Below are 298 nucleotides of genomic sequence, written 5' to 3' on the forward strand. Positions count from 1 at the left end.
CGTCGATCTTGATGATTAAGTTTTGCGGTGCACTTTGGCCGCCATTGTTATCGGTAGCAGTCACTGAAATGATCAGCGTTTGATGCTCACCGACAGCCAAGTGATTAAAGCTCGGATCGGTGGGATCCAGTGTGTAGCTGCCGTCGGTATTGAGAACAAAGCCTGCGTGAATGAAGCTGGTGGCGAAGGTCGCGCTGTCGCCATGATCGAGATCGGTGGCAGTAATTTGGCCTGTGACTTGTGGATCGCCTTCATTGACCGTTCTCGATCCTATATGGCTAACCACTGGATTATCATT

1 protein-coding gene is annotated in these 298 nt (G+C 50.3%); it reads right to left on the reverse strand.

Annotated elements, in window-relative coordinates; genetic code table 11:
• On the reverse strand, positions 1–286 hold a 286-nt coding region (locus K5R16_RS22365; RefSeq protein ID WP_220740629.1), incomplete at its 3' end, for a VCBS domain-containing protein.
• Positions 287–298 lie beyond the last annotated feature (12 nt).

It is taken from the genome of Shewanella sp. c952 (genome assembly GCF_019654975.1).
Classification (GTDB): Bacteria; Pseudomonadota; Gammaproteobacteria; order Enterobacterales; family Shewanellaceae; genus Shewanella.